A 13407-nucleotide genomic window follows, 5' to 3' on the forward strand; every position below is an offset into this window, starting at 1 on the left:
GTACAAGGGACACTGTGCATACGCGTTTCACCGTGCTCGGCCCGCTGAGGGCCTGGCGTGGAGGGATCGAACTCGAGCTGGGACCGCCCAAGCAGCGTGCGCTGCTCGCGTTCCTCCTCGCGCAGCCCAACCACCCGGTCGGTACGCACGAGATCGTCGACGCCCTGTGGAGACAGAACCCGCCGGACAGCGCAGTGAACGTCGTACACCGTCACATCGGGGCACTGCGGCGCCTGTTCGAACCCGACATGCCGAGCAGGGGAACGTCACGGTGGCTGGTGCGGGCATCGGGCGGCTACCGCCTGGACGCCGACCTCGAATCCCTCGACCTGCTGCGCTTCCGCCACCTGCGGGAGCGCGCGTCCGGGACCGGGGAACCGGCCGAGGCCACCGAACTGCTGGTGGAGGCCCTGACCCTGTGGCGAGGCCCCACGGCCTCCGGGATAGCGCCGGACGTACGGGCTCATCCCGCCTTCGGCGCGGTGGACGGCGAACACCTGGCCGCGGTCAAGCACGCGGCCGAGCGGGCGCTGGAGACCGGGCGGGAACCACGCGCACGGGTGCTGGTGACCCTGCGTAAGGCTGCTGCCCTGTACATGCTCGACGAGGAGTTGCAGGCCCGGCTGATCCTCATGCTCGCCGCCACCGGCCACCAGGCCGAAGCCCTGGAGGTCTACCGGACCGTCCGCGCGCGGCTCGCCGACGATCTGGGCGTCCGGCCCGGCCCGGAACTCCAGGCCGCGCAACGGCGGGTGCTGGCGCAGACGTACGTCTGGGACGGCTCGGCCCCTACAGAGGTAACCCGGTCCGCCGACCACTCGAGCGCGGACGTGCGGACAGAGCCGGCCGGTACCGGCCGGGAGAGCGAGTCGGCCGGTAGTGGCAGGGAGGGCGAGTCTGCCGGTAGTAGCCGGGAGGTCGAAGGGGCCGAGGCGGCCGAGGCGTTCGGCCCGGACCACCGGATGTCACCCGTCGTCCCGCCCGCCCAACTCCCCGCGAAACTGCCTTCGTTCACCGGTCGGCTCGACGAGATCGCCCGGTTCCGCGGGCTGTTGCCGGGCAGTTCGGCCTCTGCGGTGGTCATCGGCGTGATCGGCGGTATGGCCGGTGTCGGCAAGACCGCCCTCGCCGTGCACTGGGCGCACCAGGTGGCCGACCGCTTCCCGGACGGCCAGTTGTACGTCGATCTGCGCGGCTTCCACCCCAGCGGGACGGTGATGAGTCCGGCCGAGGCGATCCGTTCCTTCCTCGGCGCTCTCGGGGTGCCCGCCCAGCGAGTCCCCGCCGGGCTGGACGCGCAGGCGGCCCTCTACCGCAGCCTGCTCGCCCGGCGCCGTGTGCTGATCGTGCTCGACAACGCCCGCGACACCGAGCACGTGCGTGCGCTGCTGCCCGGAGCGCCCGGATGCCTGGTCGTCGTCACGAGCCGGCATCAGCTGTACGGACTGGTGGCCGCCGAAGGCGCGTACTCCCTGACGCTGGACGTCCTCGGCGAGGACGACGCCCTGCGGTTCCTCTCCGACCGCCTCGGGCCCGACCGGATCGCGCGGGACGCGGTCGCTGCCCGAGCCATCGTGGCCGCGTGCGGGGGCCTGCCGCTCGCGCTGGCCGTCGTGAGCGCCCGTGCTGCGATCAACCCCGCATTCCCGCTGTCGGGTATCGCCGAGGAGCTGGCGGAGAGCGAGGGCAGCCTCCATGCCTTCTCCGGCGAGGCGCCCGCCGCTGATGCCCGCAGCGCGTTCTCGTGGTCGTACCGGCTCCTCACCCCGGAGGCGGCACGCGTGTTCCGGCTGCTCGCGCTCCATCCGGGCGCCGACTGCTCCGTTGCCGCCGCCGCGAGCCTGGCCGGACTGCGCCGCGCCGAGGTCCGGCCGCTGCTGGCCGAGCTGAGCCGGGCCCACCTGGTGTCGGAGACCGAGCCGGGACGCTTCACCTGCCACGAACTGCTGCGCGCCTACGGGAGCGAACTATGCAGGACGCTGGATGCCCGGCCGGAGCGCACGGCGGCCCGGCGACGCATGTTCGACCACTATCTGCACAGCGCGCACGCGGCGGACGGTGTCCTCGCGCCGAGCCGGGAACGCCTCACTCTGGACCCGCCGGTGGCCGGGACGGTCGTGTCGGAATTCGCCGACCAGGCCCGCGCGGCCGAGTGGCTGGAGACCAACCGGTCGGTGCTGCTCGCCGCGGTCGAGCAGAGTGCGCGCCGTGGTTGCGGCGAACAGAGCTGGCAGCTTGCGGCCAGCATCGAGCTGTATCTGGACCGCAGCGGCCGCCGTCAGGAACAGTTCGTCGCACAGACGACGGCGGCGAGGGCGGCGCAGGGGCTGGGCGACGTGCGCGGACAGGCCCACGCCCACCGGGCGCTGGGCTTCGCCAACGGCCGGCTGGAGCGTTGGGTGGATGCGGCCGGGCATCTGGCGCGCGCCCTGGACCTGTTCGCCCATATCGGGGACCGGGCGGGACAGGGGCGGGTGCACCGCTACTCGGCCTTTCTCGCGAACGCGCGCGGCCGTCACGAGGAGGCCCTGGAGCACTACGCCCAGGCGGGGCTCCTCTATCGGGAGGCCGGACGGCGCAGCGGGCAGGCCAGCGTGGCCAACGAGGTCGGCTGGACCCACATCCTGACGGGCCGCTACAGGAAGGCGCTGGAGGAGTGCGGCCGGGCCCTGGCGGTCCATCAGGAGATCGGCGACCGCAACGGTGCGGCCGCGGCGTGGGACAGCCTCGGCTACGCCCACCACCACCTGCACGAACACGACCGGGCACTGACGTGCTACGAGCACGCGCTGGAGCTCTACAGAGCGATCCGCGACCGGTCCCTGGAGGCGGACACGCTCGTGCACATCGGCGACACCCGCCACGCGGCGGGGGAGCACGAACGGGCCGCGGACGCCTGGCGTCAGGCGCTGGACATCCTCGACGACATCGGCCACCCGGACGCCGAGGCGGTACGCGGGAAGCTGAAGGACGCGGTCGCCGCCGGCGCCGGGGAGCAGCCCGCTAACCCCTGACAGGGCGAGAGGCCGCCCTGGACGGATGGGCCAACTCAACTCAACTCAACTCAACTCGACTCGACTCGACCCGGGAGGGATCGGATCGGGACGGATCGGCCGGCCCGGGGCATTGCGGTCCGGCGTCAGAGAACCGTCACTGTTCCGGAAGAGCGACCTGTCTACGCTCACCGCGCCGCTTCATCGGGGCCCCTACGCCCCTTCCCCGCGTAGGCCGTGCCGGTGCCCCCGCGACGGCCGCGTTCCCGTGGCTCGCCGCGCATCCGTGTGCGGGCACCGGCGTGGGGGAGAGGAGCGGACCGAACTCCCCTTCAGGAACTGGAAGATGAACACGATCACCGGCGCGGAGACCGCCTCGCCCGCGCATCACAGGCAGTTGCTCGACAACCTGGTCTCCGATCACGCGACGGCGCTGCTCGCCTACGCGGAGAAGCTGCTGAGCGACCGGCACACCGCGCAGGACATAGTTCAGGAGACCCTCATCCGTGCGTGGCCGCACACGGAGCGCCTCTACAGCACCGAGGGATCCGTGCGGGGCTGGCTGCTGACCGTGGCGCGCAACCTGATTGTCGACCGCATGCGCAGTGCCTGCGTCCGCCGGGAGAGCGTCGGCATCGACAACCGCGACGTCGTCCTGCCCGACCACTGCGAATCCGTGCTGCTCTCCGTCGAGACGACCTCCCTGCTGCGTCAGCTCTCCCACGACCACCGTGAGGTGCTGGTGCACACCTATCTGTGCGGCCGGACCATCAAGGAGACGGCCCGCATCCTCAGGATTCCCGCCGGAACGGTCAAGTCGCGCCAGCACTACGCCCTCAGCGCGCTGCGGGCCCGCGTGGCATCGGGGGATCCCGCCACGACGAACTGAGAGGCGTACGCCTCCGCGGTCGCCCATCGCACGCTCCTCTCGCCGCCCGTCGCCTGCCGTCGGACCGACTCCAAGAGGTACACGCAACCGCGGCCCCGAAAGGTTCGACGGCACGGCCGAGAGGGCCCGTACGCCTTCGGGGCCTGGTCACCGGACCGGGCCCCGAACTGTGTGAGGGAGAGTTAGCCGGGTCACTGTGCACGCCTGGGCGGACGCCCCGGAGTGCAACTCCTGGGACAGGCGTGCCCCGTCGGCGGCGAAGGATCGCGGTGTTGCGCCGTAGCAGTCGACCGGGGCCGCCGGGCTCGTCCAGCGGTGCTGCCCGAGCGTCTGGCAGGGCGGAGTGACTTGTTCGGGGGCGAGGCGGCCCGCCGTGAGGTCTCCTGCTTCCGCGGCAGCGGTCGCCAGTGGCTGCGCCATTTTGAAGTCACTGTCAGGAGAGACACTCGGGGGATGCCGCGGGGCAATCTGCCCGGGCCGACCAGCCAGGAGGCATGGGCGGACGTTTTGCGGTCGCGTCCGGCAGCTCTGGACCTCGTTGGTGACGTGTCGGGTCCCTTGGTCTCCGGGACGTTGCCGTCGGGTTCCAGGACGCTCACTTCGCCGCGGATGTTGCTGGCGATGGGGACGCTCACGTGATCGATACCCGAGTCCTCGAGCATCGACCGACGTTCTCGGCGTGCCACCGGCCGCTCGGCCGCGGCAGCGGGTGCCCGGCGTGAGCACAACGATGCCGCGTCCGACTCGGGATCTCCCGTGGGGCCCCGGGCGGAGCGGGCGGATGCGCGGCCGGACAGCCTGCGTCGAACCGGCCCCCTGCCCGGGGCGGAGGCGCTACTTCTCCAAAACGCCGGAGGAGGCGATCTCGATTTTGGCGCGGGTGGCGCCGGAGCGTGAGCCGAGGGATTCGATCTTCTTCACGAGGTCCTGGCCTTCGATGGCTTCGCCGAAGACTACGTGCTTGCCGTCGAGCCAGGGTGTGAGCACTGTGGTGATGAAGAACTGTGAGCCGTTGCTGTCGGGGCCGGAGTTGGCCATGGACAGGAGGAACGGCTTGTCGTGCTTGAGTTTGAAGTTCTCGTCGGGGAACTTCTGGCCGTAGATGCTTTTGCCGCCGGTGCCGTCGCCGCGGGTGAAGTCGCCGCCCTGGAGCATGAAGTCCGGGATGACGCGGTGGAAGCCGGAGCCCTCGTATCCGAAGCCGTGCTGGCCGGTGGCGAGCTCGCGGAAGTTCTGCGTCGTCTTGGGGACGACGTCGTCGTACAGCTTGAAGACGATCCGGCCCGCGGGGCTGCCGTCGATGTTGATGTCGAAGAAGACGTTGGTAGACATAGAGGGATCCTGTCACGGCGCTGCGTACTGGCCCGGACCCGCCCCGGTTCGCCCACCATGAAGACCTGATTACGAGTCTGCCCACAGCCATGGTTCTTGCCGTCGATGATCACCGTGGCGGCCCTCGGATGTGTCGTGTTCGGCGGATCGGACGTTCTGCCGCGTCTGCGGTCATGCGAATCGAGCGGGGCCGAATCAGGAGATCTGGATCAGTTCCTGACCGGCGCTGCCGACCGCGGTCCGTGCGGGCAGGCGTCCAACCCCCCTAACCGCTGTGGTCGACGGTCACTGTGTGGCGCAGGGTGTCGTTCTCGGAAGCTTCACGCGGCGGCTCGAGCGACTCACCGAGACCGGGTGTAAATGCCTCGAAGAGCTGTGCGCGGTGGAGGGCAGCGTCCCCAGGATCAGACTGCTGAAGAGACAGATGTGGGCCAGGCCAACTTCGGCCTCCTTAGGGCTGTCCCGCAAAGATCTCGGCTCCGAGCTGAGCTGAAGCGCGATAGGTGGTGTCACAAACGCGGGCTTGTTGTCACCGAGGTCGGCGGCCGCTCTCCCTCTACGGAGAGTCTTGACCGCTGAACCCGGAGTCGTTTCCCCCGGCGGGCCGATGTGGTCGGCGTTCCGGAAGCCGTGTGATCGCGGCGCTCACTGCCAGCCCGAGCGTGACACCGACAGCGGAGCCGACGCTTTGCGCCCAGGCATCGTCGAAGGAGCCGGGCAGGACGGCTCTTGTGAGCCGGCTGGCAGCCGACAGGACTGCTAGCGCGGCCAGTGCGGCCGCCCAGCGGTACCGCACCCCGTCGATGATGTCGCCATAAAAGAGGAGCAGCAGTGCCATGCCGAACTCTTCGTCCCAGCCGATCACGGTGAGCCCGGCCCCGAAGGCAAGCGCGAAGAGCCAGAGCCCCACCAGTTGCCGGGCGAACGTGGGCGGCTGCCGTCTTGCACCACGCGGGGGCCAGAAGAACCGTGTGATGTGCTGGACGATCGCGTACTTCTGCATGACTCGCGTCCCGATCCCCCGGCGGTAGCCGACTTCTGCCGGCGCTCAGTAGTAGGACACACAGGAGCAGGACGTGGTTGTGGTGAAGTGTCGTCTCGGGGAGCCAGAGGCTGTCGATCTTCGCTTCTGGTGACGGAAGGGCTGCCGAATGAGCATGTGTGACAAGCCGCGTGCCTTGCTTGTGACAACCAGGCCGCTTCAACCGGTCCTGTACACCGGATCTTCTGCCTCCCCTGGTGACAACTTCCGTCCTTCGGCTCACGAGTACGGAGCAACCTGAAGAGCCGGCGAGGTGTTCAGCCGGTGGTTCGTGAGGTGTCCAGGGAACTGGCGAAGTCGGCGAGCGTGTGGAAGTCGTTCTCTCGTAGGCCGATCCGCGGGTTGATGTGGTGCAGGAGCACGGGCCCTTGATGGTGGGCGGTCACGTACGTCTGATCCAGCTCACTCTGCTCGTCGTCCACCCAGGCGAAAGGACGTCCGCCTGCGTAGTCCACCAGCGGCTCGGTCTTCCAGTGGAGTCCATCGGGGCGTTCTTGGAGTAGGACGTCGCCGAAGTCGACGAAGGGAAGTTCCGGAAGGCCGAGGACCGGTGCGATGCCGGTTGGCGTCGTCCGTCCATGTGGTGGCCCAGCACAGCTCGAAGCGATGTGCTCGACGGCGCCTCACTGGTGCTGGGCTCTGCCGCACCTCTGCATGGCCACCTCGTGCCATCAAGATCACTAGATGGCGCGTGGGGTGAAGACGCGGGCGAATGTGTCCAGCAGTGACGGGGGTCCGGAGAGTTCGACCTCGCCGCTCTTGATGGCCCGCATGATTTCTCTGTACGGAGGCACCGTGTCCCCGGGGACAGTGACCACGAGGTCGGGTTCGGTCGGTGCCGGCCCGGTTCCGCTCGTGAGGTGTCCGTCGGTCACGACGGCGTGCAGGACAGCCCCGGCCGCCCGAATCTCCCAGGAGGCGGTCAGCCCGCGTGCCGCGTCGCGGTTGAAGGTGGCACGCAGGGCCATGGCCAGCGAGGACGGCGGCACTCGATCGCCGACCTCATACTCGGCGAGCTGTCCATTGCCCCACAGAGCGAGCGTGAGGACAGCGCCTTCGAGACCCTCCCCGGCCTTGGTCAGGACATAGACCACGCCGCGCTGGGGGGCTGGGGCGATGCGCCGCTCAACGATGCCGGCCTCCTCCAGCTCCTTGAGCCGGGTGGAGAGCACGTTGGTGGGAATGCCCGGCAGCTCGTCGAGCAAGTCCGTGTAACGGCCCGGGTGAGCCAGAAGCTCTCGAATGATCAACAGGGCCCATCGCTCGCCGATGAGCTCCAGGGCGCGAGCAAGCCCGCAGTACTGATCGAACCCTTTGCGCCTCATGCGTTCAGCATAGCAGGCTTCAAATATTGACGCGCGATTCATCTATTGCATCGTACTTGCAAAAATGAAGTGACGATGCCTACGCTCTGGTCCATGACCAATCGGAATCCCCTGGCGCCCGCTGCTGTGCGGGCCGCCGCCACGCCACCGGCCGGGCACAGCCCGCGCTCGATACTTGCGATCCTGTCGCTTGCCGGGTTCATGGCGAACTTGGACGTCTTCATCGTCAATGTCGCCTTCGACGACATCGCCGCCGACTTCCACGGTTCGTCGATCAGCGATGTGAGCTGGGTACTCAGCGCATACGCGATCATCTTTGCCGCGCTACTGGTGCCGTTCGGCCGCCTGGCCGACAAGGTCGGCCGCAAGAGGATGTTCCAGCTCGGGATGGGCCTGTTCACCTTTGCGAGCGTGGCGTGTGGCGTCGCCCCCGGCCTGTGGTGGCTGGTCGTGTTCCGAGTGCTCCAGGCCGCCGGTGCGGCCGCGCTGACGCCGACCTCGCTGGGCCTGCTGCTGGCCGCCGTACCGGCGCAGAAGCGGTTGCACTATGTGCGCATCTGGTCGGCAGTGGCAGCAGTGGCCGCAGCTGCCGGGCCCGTCCTCGGCGGCCTGCTCGTCACCGCGAGCTGGCGCTGGGTGTTCCTGGTCAACCTGCCCATCGGGGTCTTCGCGATCATTGCCGCCCGACGTAGGGTCCCCGACTCGCGTGACGCCAACGTCACCGACATGCCGGACATCATCGGCTCCGTCCTGCTCACAGTGGGCGTCGCCTCGCTCGCCCTGGCAATCGTCAAGGGCGGCGACTGGGGCTGGAGCGACGGCAAGACCATCGGCGGCTTCGTCGTCGCCGCTCTACTGCTCGCCGCCTTCGCCTGGCGTGCCGAACACCACCCCGTCCCGGTCATCGAGCCTGACCTCTACCGCGTGCGCAGCTTCGCCTCGGCGAACTTCGCCATGGTCACCTTCGGCCTCGGCATGTCCGCGTACCTGCTCATCACCGTGCTGTGGATGCAGAACGTCTGGCACTGGTCGGTCATCACGACCGGATTCGCGATCGCGCCGGCACCAGCGATGGTCCCCATCGTCACCGTGCTGGCCCAGCGACTCGTCCACAAGATCCCCGCGAGCGTCCTGTCGGCCATGGGATGTGTGCTGTTCGCGGCCGGAACAATCCTGACCCTGTCCCGCATCGGCGCGCACGGATCGCACTACGCCGGCGAACTGCTGCCCGGCCACCTGCTCGTCGGCATCGGCATCGGGTTCACGCTCCCCACCATCCTGGCGTCCGCGACCCACGACCTTCCCCCGGATCGCGCGTCGACCGGCAGCGCCGTCATCAACATGGCCCGCCAGATCGGATTCGTCCTCGGCGTCTCCGTGCTCGTCGCCATCCTCGGCACCCCCACGACCTACCACGCGGCCCACACCGCGTTCGTGCACGGCTGGTGGACCATCGCCGCCGTCGAACTGGCCGCCGCCGTGGCCTGCCTGGGCATCGTCAAGCGACGCAGCACCGCGCCGTGACGGACGAATCGCGCGACGCCATGGGTGAGAAAGCGCCTCGTCGGCTGCCTGGCAACTGTTTGCTCTTCTACCCGATCCCGGAAGATGACGAGCCGGCTGCCCCCGCATCGCACGACGCGACGCATGTGCCCGATGCCGACCGGCGTTCGCATCTCCCACCCTCCGCGACATCGGCAGCCGGACCCTCTCCGACCCCGAGGGAAACCAGCTCGACCTCGTCGCCGCACAGCTCCCCACAGCTCCCACGGCCGGCAGGCCGGCCGCGGGCCCGACACACACACCTCCCCCAGGAAAGGAACACCACGATGACCTCCCTCAACGGATCAACTGTCTTCATCACGGGCGCCAATGGCGGACTCGGCACCGAGTTGGTCAAAGCCGCCCTCGACCGCGGCGCGCGACGTGTGTACGCGACGGCGCGGAGCCCCAAGGAGTGGGGCGACAAGCGTGTCGTACCTCTGGTCCTCGACGTGGCCGACCCCGACGTCGTCGACCGCATCGCACGACAGACCGGCGACACGACCATCCTGATCAACAACGCGGCCATCTACCCCAAAGGCGACCTGCTGACGGCGCCGACCGAGGACATCACGGCGACCCTCGCCACCAACCTGCTCGGCCCGATCCATCTGACACGCGCGCTCGCACCCGCGCTCCGCTCCGCCAAGGGCGCGCTCGTCAACATCGGCTCCGTGCTCAGCTGGTTCGCCGTCGGCAAGGCTCACAGCGTCTCCAAGGCCGGTCTGTGGATGGCAACCAACGCCTTCCGACTCGAACTCGCACCCGCCGGCGTCCAGGTCCTCGGCGTCTACGCCGGCCCGACTGACACCCCGATGCAAGCAGGCAACGACCCGGCCGGCATGAACCTGCCGTCCGACGTCGCCGCCGCGATCCTCGACGCCGTCGAAGCCGGAGACCACGAACTCATCGTCGACGAACTGACCACAAAGGTGCACACCGCGCTCTCCGCACCGGTCACCTCTCTCTACCCGGCTCTCGCGCAGTAGCCGGAGCTTGAACCCGCATTGCCGTCGTGGTGAGGGAGAGTCCGGTTCCGGCGAGGCATCCGTCAATGAGGTGCGGGCGGTACTGGATCTTCCTCATCCCGTGGCGGATGTTCTGGATCAGGTGCTCCGGGGACGTGAACGCTGTGTTGGTGAGCCAGCCGCACCGCAGCAGGGACCAGACGCCCTCGACCGGATTGAGGTCCGGCGCGTAGGTCGGCAACTGGTAGACGGTCAGCCAGTCCTGTCGGGCGATGAACTGCCGCATCCCGTAGGCCAGGTGGACATTCAAGTTGTCCCAGATGAGCACGATAGGGCCGCCGAGCTGGGCGTGGGCGGTGATGAGCAGGTCACGGTAGTCCGTCCAGGATCATCGGCGTCTGCCCGCGCCTGGCCCACGTGGGGGCAACCGGCGGCGTCATCGAGAAACTGGACTCGTCCTCGAAGACGATCCGGGCGTCGAGCGCTGCCGCGGTCCTTCCACCTGTGGCAAGGTCTCCTTCACTCAGCCGGTGACCTCGGCTTCGTCACGTTCGACTGCCCGTCCGGCCGGGACCTGGCAGGAGAAGCCGTGCCGGATCAGCAGCATCCGCACCCCCTGCAGTGTGCAGCTCTTGTGGAAGCGGCGGCCGATCACGGTTTTGATGCGGAACAGGGTCCACCGCTGGTCCGGCCAGCCATGCGTGACCGGGCCCTTGGCCAACTTCGCTTCCAGCACGGCGAACTGGGCCTCACTCAACCGCGGCGGCGAGGCCGAACCCGCCGACCGAAGAGCCTGCGGACCGCCCTTGTCCCACAGGTGCCGCCACCGTTGGACGGACCGAATGCTGACCCGCAGCTCCCTCGCGATCCCCGAACTCTGCTCACGCCGGGCAAACCGCGCGGCGGCCATCATCCGGATGCCCTCGCGAAACTGCCGGCGCGCGTCCGACAGGCCACCGCCCTGCGCGTACCTCATGACAACGGCCTACCGCGAGGATCAAGCCCTGTCACCAGCTATGATCCAGCCACCTCGAAGATCACTTCGTTAGGAGTTCTAAGCCTTGACTGGAGCGGCCGACCTGGCGGCCTGCTCGATCTTCGCGCAGTAGGCTGCACGGGCTTCCTCGTCGATCTGCTTCTCGAGTTCGGCGCGCAACCCGGTCCGGCCGTCGAGGCCCTCACGCAAGATGTCGGCGTGCCCGGCATGCCGGATGGACTCGGCGAGGACATGGACCATGATGGCGAACAGGTTGGTGTTGGGGTAAGGCTCCGGCCACCAGGGCACGTGGCCGGGGGCGTCGAGGGGAAGCGCGTTGATCGTCGCGTCCGAGTGTTCCCACGTGCGCCGGCAGAACCCGATGATCTGATCACGGGTTTCGTCCTCGGTCGCCCACAGACCGCTGCCGTCGTAGTCCTGCCACCGGGACAGCGGTTCCGGGGAAGGGCGGTCGAAGACCTCGCCCAAGTACCTGGCCTCGACGGTGGCCACGTGTTTGACCAGGCCGAGGAGGTTGGTCCCGGTCGCCGTCAAAGGCCGGCGGGCGTCGTATTCGGACAAGCCGTCGAGTTTCCAGAGCAGAGCCTTGCGGTCCCGCCACAGTCTCCCGTGCAGGTGGTCTTTCGCGAATTCATCGATCATGCCGCATGACCTGCCATGGGCTGCTCGTGGTCTCAAGATCCCGTACGTGGTCCGCCCGTCTACTCCTGCGACACCGCAAGTTCAGCCGCGGTCGCCGTCGTTCGGGGCTCGTAAATCATGACTTGCGCCCCATCGACTTGTATGGTGAGGGCCCTGGTGAAATATTCGGCCAGAACTCTCTCCTTCATTCGCTCTGTTCCGCCACTTCCCACATGAATGCCTTTGGGTTCCGCTACTACGAGAATTCGTGCGCTGCTGCGCATGCGTGCGCGGATCTGAGGGGAAGGCAATTCGGTTCCGTAAAGGTCGTGCGAGGCTTCCGGAGTGAACTCCTGGGCGAGGTCGAACATCCCCCTATTTACCGAGGGGTAGGCCAGTGACCATGCGCGCCTCTTCACGGACAAGTAGAGAATTCCGTCGCCAGGAGTGTATTCCCTGGACAGGACTACTGCCAGATCGGTGACGTTATCCGACCTGCTTTCCGGAGCCCGAAGCTTGAGGGACTCCGGTATGAGCAGCGCGATTGCCAACGCGACAACAATCACTCCCGTTACTCGCAGATTGGGACTTAGTTCAGGCATGCGATCCAGTGCTGCCCCCAGAAGGAGCGCCAGGCCGACGAGACCGTAGAGCACGTACCTCTCCACATAGAAGGGCTTGTAAAGAGAAATTAGCATGAGAAGTGCAGTGGGCAATATGAACAGAGGCAGGGCGATCGCCCGTAGACTGAAAGGTGCTTCAGGGGAAACTTTGCCAGCGTTGCCTGACGAAGCGAAGTAGGACAGCACCATCGCGAAAGAAGCCAGTATCGCGAAGCGTTGGTATTCGCTACCGGTGACGCTCTCGATCCATGCGACTTGCCGAGATTGCGCCATACCCAGAGCCGCAAGGGGTGCGACTCCTGCCGCAACCAAAAGTGCGGTGTACGCCCAAGCGCGACGCGCATAATCCGGCACGACGAAGGCATGTACTACCAGAGCAAGGGCGGCGAACTGGTGCAGAATGCACGCTGCCAGCATGAGAGTGCCATATGCGATCCACGGCGCCATCGACCTTCTGCGCTTAATAATCACTGGGGCTCGGCAGCTAAGTGCCGCACTCACAAGAAAATATGTGGCCCAGACCACAAGTGCGCAGACCATTGAGTATGAGCGCCCTTCCTGTGAATATCTCTGGACATCAGGGAGTATGGCGAAGGAAAGGCCTGCCAGTATTCCAGCTCGCGTCCCTGCCAATCGGATCCCGAGCGCTGTGACCCCCGCCGCTGCCAGTGCAGAGGCGAGGACAGAGGGAAGCCGCAGTACGAGGAGATCGGTCCCGAACAGGTCAAACAGCACATGCATGAGAAAGTAATATGCTCCATGCACGGCGTCTATGTTGCCCAACGTCTGCCACAGGTCCGGCAGGCTACGGGAAGCCAATTCCAGAGTCACCGCCTCGTCATGCCACAGGGTTCCATCTCTGCGAATTCTCCATATACCGAGAAGGGCGGACAGTGAAACGGGCAGGAGTAAGGGAGTGAGGAATCTTCGGCGTGAAAGAGCGGAAACTTTCCGAGAGCGTCCCTGAGGAACCCTTTCCGTATCGTTGACAATGTCGAACTCAGCACAGGACATCGGCGACAAGGCCTTTCAGCAGTGGCGAAGACACTGCGCCAGCGTGCCCGGACCTCGTTGA

At 67.3% G+C, this 13407-nt stretch carries 9 protein-coding genes and 2 pseudogenes; 4 read left to right on the forward strand and 7 right to left on the reverse strand.

Annotation, left to right across the window (positions count from 1 at the left end; translation table 11 throughout):
* Positions 1 to 14 precede the first annotated feature (14 nt).
* Both ACN20J_RS48995 and ACN20J_RS49000 read left to right on the forward strand, forming a co-directional pair.
* Positions 15 to 3014, forward strand: coding sequence for an AfsR/SARP family transcriptional regulator (locus ACN20J_RS48995; RefSeq protein ID WP_419668697.1), 3000 nt, complete (start codon positions 15 to 17; stop codon positions 3012 to 3014).
* 325 nt (positions 3015 to 3339) lie between these two features.
* A complete protein-coding gene (locus ACN20J_RS49000; protein ID WP_419668698.1) occupies positions 3340 to 3882 on the forward strand; it encodes a sigma-70 family RNA polymerase sigma factor in 543 nt (180 codons plus the stop codon).
* Between the two features lie 834 nt (positions 3883 to 4716).
* On the opposite strand, the gene ACN20J_RS49005 is transcribed toward ACN20J_RS49000, so the two are convergent.
* The 4 genes and pseudogenes from ACN20J_RS49005 to ACN20J_RS49020 form a co-directional block, all read right to left on the reverse strand.
* Positions 4717 to 5214, reverse strand: a complete 498-nt coding sequence (locus tag ACN20J_RS49005; protein WP_190231823.1) for a peptidylprolyl isomerase — start codon at positions 5212 to 5214, stop codon at positions 4717 to 4719.
* A gap of 556 nt (positions 5215 to 5770) precedes the next feature.
* Entirely contained in the window at positions 5771 to 6217 is a 447-nt protein-coding gene (locus tag ACN20J_RS49010) for a hypothetical protein (protein WP_419668699.1), read from the reverse strand.
* A 296-nt stretch (positions 6218 to 6513) separates the two neighbouring features.
* Positions 6514 to 6859: pseudogene (locus ACN20J_RS49015) on the reverse strand (hypothetical protein); the annotation flags it as partial.
* Between the two features lie 77 nt (positions 6860 to 6936).
* Positions 6937 to 7581, reverse strand: a complete 645-nt coding sequence (locus ACN20J_RS49020) for a winged helix-turn-helix transcriptional regulator (protein WP_419668700.1) — start codon at positions 7579 to 7581, stop codon at positions 6937 to 6939.
* 93 nt (positions 7582 to 7674) lie between these two features.
* Between ACN20J_RS49020 and ACN20J_RS49025 the strand changes: the two genes are divergently transcribed.
* Both ACN20J_RS49025 and ACN20J_RS49030 read left to right on the forward strand, forming a co-directional pair.
* On the forward strand, positions 7675 to 9105 hold the full coding sequence (locus tag ACN20J_RS49025; protein WP_419668701.1) for an MFS transporter: 1431 nt from the start codon (positions 7675 to 7677) through the stop codon (positions 9103 to 9105).
* Between the two features lie 305 nt (positions 9106 to 9410).
* Positions 9411 to 10112, forward strand: a complete 702-nt coding sequence (locus ACN20J_RS49030; protein WP_419668702.1) for an SDR family oxidoreductase — start codon at positions 9411 to 9413, stop codon at positions 10110 to 10112.
* Here the strand turns inward: ACN20J_RS49030 and ACN20J_RS49035 are convergent.
* From ACN20J_RS49035 to ACN20J_RS49045, 3 genes and pseudogenes are all read right to left on the reverse strand, one after another.
* A pseudogene (locus ACN20J_RS49035) lies at positions 10081 to 11067 on the reverse strand (transposase). The gene ACN20J_RS49030 and the pseudogene ACN20J_RS49035 sit on opposite strands and share 32 nt — an antisense overlap.
* A 78-nt stretch (positions 11068 to 11145) precedes the next feature.
* Positions 11146 to 11730: a DinB family protein gene (locus ACN20J_RS49040; protein ID WP_419668703.1), complete on the reverse strand. Its 585-nt coding sequence runs from the start codon at positions 11728 to 11730 to the stop codon at positions 11146 to 11148.
* 59 nt (positions 11731 to 11789) lie between these two features.
* Positions 11790 to 12779 (reverse strand): hypothetical protein, encoded by a 990-nt coding sequence (locus tag ACN20J_RS49045; RefSeq protein WP_419668704.1) that lies wholly within the window; start codon positions 12777 to 12779, stop codon positions 11790 to 11792.
* Between the last annotated feature and the right edge of the window lie 628 nt (positions 12780 to 13407).

This window comes from Streptomyces sp. 2-1 (genome assembly GCF_048564895.1).
Lineage (GTDB): Bacteria > Actinomycetota > Actinomycetes > Streptomycetales > Streptomycetaceae > Streptomyces > Streptomyces phaeochromogenes.

What these genes read in the sequence shown, in the direction of transcription:
- ACN20J_RS49000 (WP_419668698.1), top strand. Translation starts at nt 3,340, where the DNA reads ATGAACACGATCACCGGCGCGGAGACCGCCTCGCCCGCGCATCACAGG.
- ACN20J_RS49005 (WP_190231823.1), bottom strand. Translation starts at nt 5,214, where the DNA reads ATGTCTACCAACGTCTTCTTCGACATCAACATCGACGGCAGCCCCGCG.
- ACN20J_RS49010 (WP_419668699.1), bottom strand. Translation starts at nt 6,217, where the DNA reads ATGCAGAAGTACGCGATCGTCCAGCACATCACACGGTTCTTCTGGCCC.
- ACN20J_RS49020 (WP_419668700.1), bottom strand. Translation starts at nt 7,581, where the DNA reads ATGAGGCGCAAAGGGTTCGATCAGTACTGCGGGCTTGCTCGCGCCCTG.
- ACN20J_RS49025 (WP_419668701.1), top strand. Translation starts at nt 7,675, where the DNA reads ATGACCAATCGGAATCCCCTGGCGCCCGCTGCTGTGCGGGCCGCCGCC.
- ACN20J_RS49030 (WP_419668702.1), top strand. Translation starts at nt 9,411, where the DNA reads ATGACCTCCCTCAACGGATCAACTGTCTTCATCACGGGCGCCAATGGC.
- ACN20J_RS49040 (WP_419668703.1), bottom strand. Translation starts at nt 11,730, where the DNA reads ATGATCGATGAATTCGCGAAAGACCACCTGCACGGGAGACTGTGGCGG.
- ACN20J_RS49045 (WP_419668704.1), bottom strand. Translation starts at nt 12,779, where the DNA reads ATGGCGCCGTGGATCGCATATGGCACTCTCATGCTGGCAGCGTGCATT.